This is a genomic window from Variovorax ginsengisoli, from assembly GCF_030486595.1.
In the GTDB taxonomy this organism is placed as follows: Bacteria; Pseudomonadota; Gammaproteobacteria; order Burkholderiales; family Burkholderiaceae_C; genus Variovorax; species Variovorax ginsengisoli_B.
Map to the genome: position 1 here is coordinate 1 of NZ_JAUJZH010000067.1, position 5,343 is coordinate 5,343.

Sequence of the window (5,343 nt, forward strand, 5' to 3'; positions counted from 1 at the left end):
AAAAAAGTTTGCCGGTTCTTAAAAAACCGTGTCATAATCGAAGGCTCCGCTGATCGCAGCGAAGCAAGCAAAACAAGAGATTGTTTTGACGGATCGTTAAAAATATACAGCCGATAAGCGTGGGCGTTTGAGGCGAATGGCTAAGTTCTTCGGAACAAAGTCTTCAAGACTTTAAACGCTCATGAGAATAGAAGTGAAGTTCACTTCAATTCCGTTTTTGTGAGTTTTGTCTGACCGCGAGGTTGGACGCAAAATCAAGATCGAACTATAGAGTTTGATCCTGGCTCAGATTGAACGCTGGCGGCATGCCTTACACATGCAAGTCGAACGGCAGCGCGGGAGCAATCCTGGCGGCGAGTGGCGAACGGGTGAGTAATACATCGGAACGTGCCCAATCGTGGGGGATAACGCAGCGAAAGCTGTGCTAATACCGCATAAGATCTACGGATGAAAGCAGGGGATCGCAAGACCTTGCGCGAATGGAGCGGCCGATGGCAGATTAGGTAGTTGGTGAGGTAAAGGCTCACCAAGCCTTCGATCTGTAGCTGGTCTGAGAGGACGACCAGCCACACTGGGACTGAGACACGGCCCAGACTCCTACGGGAGGCAGCAGTGGGGAATTTTGGACAATGGGCGCAAGCCTGATCCAGCCATGCCGCGTGCAGGATGAAGGCCTTCGGGTTGTAAACTGCTTTTGTACGGAACGAAAAGTCTCTTTCTAATAAAGAGGGATCATGACGGTACCGTAAGAATAAGCACCGGCTAACTACGTGCCAGCAGCCGCGGTAATACGTAGGGTGCAAGCGTTAATCGGAATTACTGGGCGTAAAGCGTGCGCAGGCGGTTATGTAAGACAGTTGTGAAATCCCCGGGCTCAACCTGGGAACTGCATCTGTGACTGCATAGCTAGAGTACGGTAGAGGGGGATGGAATTCCGCGTGTAGCAGTGAAATGCGTAGATATGCGGAGGAACACCGATGGCGAAGGCAATCCCCTGGACCTGTACTGACGCTCATGCACGAAAGCGTGGGGAGCAAACAGGATTAGATACCCTGGTAGTCCACGCCCTAAACGATGTCAACTGGTTGTTGGGTCTTCACTGACTCAGTAACGAAGCTAACGCGTGAAGTTGACCGCCTGGGGAGTACGGCCGCAAGGTTGAAACTCAAAGGAATTGACGGGGACCCGCACAAGCGGTGGATGATGTGGTTTAATTCGATGCAACGCGAAAAACCTTACCCACCTTTGACATGTACGGAATTTGCCAGAGATGGCTTAGTGCTCGAAAGAGAACCGTAACACAGGTGCTGCATGGCTGTCGTCAGCTCGTGTCGTGAGATGTTGGGTTAAGTCCCGCAACGAGCGCAACCCTTGTCATTAGTTGCTACATTCAGTTGGGCACTCTAGTGAGACTGCCGGTGACAAACCGGAGGAAGGTGGGGATGACGTCAAGTCCTCATGGCCCTTATAGGTGGGGCTACACACGTCATACAATGGCTGGTACAAAGGGTTGCCAACCCGCGAGGGGGAGCTAATCCCATAAAACCAGTCGTAGTCCGGATCGCAGTCTGCAACTCGACTGCGTGAAGTCGGAATCGCTAGTAATCGTGGATCAGAATGTCACGGTGAATACGTTCCCGGGTCTTGTACACACCGCCCGTCACACCATGGGAGCGGGTTCTGCCAGAAGTAGTTAGCCTAACCGCAAGGAGGGCGATTACCACGGCAGGGTTCGTGACTGGGGTGAAGTCGTAACAAGGTAGCCGTATCGGAAGGTGCGGCTGGATCACCTCCTTTCTGGAAATACAAAGCTGTTCAAGTTGAACGCCCACACTTATCGGTTGTTGGAAGATGTCGAAACATCGACATGGGTCTGTAGCTCAGCTGGTTAGAGCACCGTCTTGATAAGGCGGGGGTCGTTGGTTCGAGCCCAACTAGACCCACCAAATTCTTCCGATGGTCATGATGCTCCAGGGCGTCAGATATGAGGACCCGGGGGATTAGCTCAGCTGGGAGAGCACCTGCTTTGCAAGCAGGGGGTCGTCGGTTCGATCCCGTCATCCTCCACCAATCTTCGCGTCCTTCGGGGCTGCAACACGATACTTATAGTCAACACCAAAGCTGCTTTGAAAAAGGCATCTTTGTTGTTGATCGAGATCTCTCGGTCAATCGGCTGTTCTTTAAAAATTCATAGAGTCGAATTAGCGTCGCTGGTGGAAACCGCACATTCGTAAAGGTTTAGTGCGGACCGTGCCATCAGCGACATGAATTTTTGATTGCGTCAATTATGAACTTCAATTTCGAATCAAATCGAAAGTATGAAGTACGGCATAACGCGACAGGTGAGAGACCTGTCAATTCCTTGATGTGATTTTGGTTTCTGTGAAGAAACGTCAAAGTTATAGGGTCAAGTGAATAAGAGCACGTGGTGGATGCCTTGGCGATGATAGGCGACGAAGGACGTGATAGCCTGCGATAAGCTTCGGGGAGCTGGCAAATTAGCTTTGATCCGGAGATTTCCGAATGGGGAAACCCACCTGCAAAGGTATCGCATGCTGAATACATAGGCATGCGAGGCGAACCGGGTGAACTGAAACATCTCAGTAGCTCGAGGAAAAGACATCAACCGAGATTCCGAAAGTAGTGGCGAGCGAAATCGGAAGAGCCTGTTAGTGATAGCACAAGACTTAACGGAACAGTTTGGAAAGACTGGCCATAGCGGGTGATAGCCCCGTACGTGAAAAGACCTGTGTGGTACTGAGCTAACGAAAAGTAGGGCGGGACACGAGAAATCCTGTCTGAATATGGGGGGACCATCCTCCAAGGCTAAATACTCATCATCGACCGATAGTGAACTAGTACCGTGAGGGAAAGGCGAAAAGAACCCCGGGAGGGGAGTGAAATAGATCCTGAAACCGCGTGCTTACAAAAAGTAGGAGCCTCGTAAGGGGTGACTGCGTACCTTTTGTATAATGGGTCAGCGACTTACATTCAGTGGCAAGGTTAACCGAATAGGGAAGCCGTAGAGAAATCGAGTCCGAATAGGGCGATCAGTCGCTGGGTGTAGACCCGAAACCAAGTGATCTATCCATGGCCAGGATGAAGGTGCCGTAACAGGTACTGGAGGTCCGAACCGACTAGTGTTGCAAAACTAGCGGATGAGCTGTGGATAGGGGTGAAAGGCTAAACAAACTTGGAAATAGCTGGTTCTCTCCGAAAACTATTTAGGTAGTGCCTCAAGTATTACCGTCGGGGGTAGAGCACTGTTTTGGCTAGGGGGTCATGGCGACTTACCAAACCAAGGCAAACTCCGAATACCGACGAGTACAGCTTGGGAGACAGAGCACCGGGTGCTAACGTCCGGACTCAAGAGGGAAACAACCCAGACCGCCAGCTAAGGTCCCTAAAATTGGCTAAGTGGGAAACGAAGTGGGAAGGCTAAAACAGTCAGGATGTTGGCTTAGAAGCAGCCATCATTTAAAGAAAGCGTAATAGCTCACTGATCGAGTCGTCCTGCGCGGAAGATGTAACGGGGCTAAGCCAGTTACCGAAGCTGCGGATTTGCAATTTATTGCAAGTGGTAGGAGAGCGTTCTGTAAGCCTGTGAAGGTGCGTTGTAAAGCGTGCTGGAGGTATCAGAAGTGCGAATGCTGACATGAGTAGCGTTAAAGGGGGTGAAAAGCCCCCTCGCCGTAAGCGCAAGGTTTTCTACGCAACGTTCATCGGCGTAGAGTGAGTCGGCCCCTAAGGCGAGGCAGAGATGCGTAGCTGATGGGAAACAGGTCAATATTCCTGTACCGATGTGTAGTGCGATGTGGGGACGGATCTTAATAGGTCATCCGGGTGTTGGATATCCCGGTTTAGTGGGAAGTAGGCGTGCATTAGGCAAATCCGGTGCACATATACCGAGGCCCATGATCGAGCCAGCTTGCTGGTGAAGTGACTGAACGAGGTTCCAGGAAAAGCCACTAAGCTTCAGCTACGCACGACCGTACCGCAAACCGACACTGGTGCGCGAGATGAGTATTCTAAGGCGCTTGAGAGAACTCAGGAGAAGGAACTCGGCAAATTGACACCGTAACTTCGGAAGAAGGTGTGCCCTATTAGTGTGAAGTGAACAACGGAGCATGAATGGGTTGCAAAAAATCGGTGGCTGCGACTGTTTATTAAAAACACAGCACTCTGCAAACACGAAAGTGGACGTATAGGGTGTGACGCCTGCCCGGTGCTGGAAGATTAAATGATGGGGTGCAAGCTCTTGATTGAAGTCCCAGTAAACGGCGGCCGTAACTATAACGGTCCTAAGGTAGCGAAATTCCTTGTCGGGTAAGTTCCGACCTGCACGAATGGCGTAACGATGGCCACACTGTCTCCTCCTGAGACTCAGCGAAGTTGAAATGTTTGTGATGATGCAATCTCCCCGCGGAAAGACGGAAAGACCCCATGAACCTTTACTGTAGCTTTGTATTGGACTTTGAACAGATCTGTGTAGGATAGGTGGGAGGCTTTGAAGCAGGGTCGCTAGATCTTGTGGAGCCAACGTTGAAATACCACCCTGGTGTGTTTGAGGTTCTAACCTAGGTCCATTATCTGGATCGGGGACAGTGCATGGTAGGCAGTTTGACTGGGGCGGTCTCCTCCCAAAGCGTAACGGAGGAGTTCGAAGGTACGCTAGTTACGGTCGGACATCGTGACGATAGTGCAATGGCATAAGCGTGCTTAACTGCGAGACTGACAAGTCGAGCAGATGCGAAAGCAGGACATAGTGATCCGGTGGTTCTGTATGGAAGGGCCATCGCTCAACGGATAAAAGGTACTCTGGGGATAACAGGCTGATACCGCCCAAGAGTTCATATCGACGGCGGTGTTTGGCACCTCGATGTCGGCTCATCTCATCCTGGGGCTGTAGCCGGTCCCAAGGGTATGGCTGTTCGCCATTTAAAGAGGTACGTGAGCTGGGTTTAAAACGTCGTGAGACAGTTTGGTCCCTATCTTCCGTGGGCGCTGCAGATTTGAGGAAGCCTGCTCCTAGTACGAGAGGACCGGAGTGGACACACCTCTGGTGTATCGGTTGTCACGCCAGTGGCATTGCCGAGTAGCTAAGTGTGGAAGAGATAACCGCTGAAAGCATCTAAGCGGGAAACTCGTTTCAAGATGAGATCTGCCGGGGCCTTGAGCCCCCTAAAGAGTCGTTCAAGACCAGGACGTTGATAGGTCAGGTGTGGAAGCGCAGTAATGCGTTAAGCTAACTGATACTAATTGCTCGTGCGGCTTGACCCTATAACTTTGATCTACATGATCAAGGTGTTATGCCAAGTTGACGCATTCAAGATTCCGATGCCA

Annotated in this window: 2 tRNA genes and 2 rRNA genes; all 4 read left to right on the plus strand. The window is 51.1% G+C overall.

Annotated elements, in window-relative coordinates:
* Positions 1-262 precede the first annotated feature (262 nt).
* Positions 263-1,797 (plus strand): 16S ribosomal RNA (locus tag QZH52_RS38350).
* A gap of 72 nt (positions 1,798-1,869) precedes the next feature.
* Positions 1,870-1,946 (plus strand) — tRNA-Ile (locus QZH52_RS38355).
* Positions 1,947-1,994: 48 nt separating this feature from the next.
* Positions 1,995-2,070: transfer RNA gene (locus tag QZH52_RS38360), tRNA-Ala, on the plus strand.
* A gap of 335 nt (positions 2,071-2,405) precedes the next feature.
* Positions 2,406-5,280 (plus strand): 23S ribosomal RNA (locus QZH52_RS38365).
* Together the 16S and 23S rRNA genes with 2 tRNA genes alongside form the textbook arrangement of a ribosomal RNA operon.
* Positions 5,281-5,343: the final 63 nt, after the last annotated feature.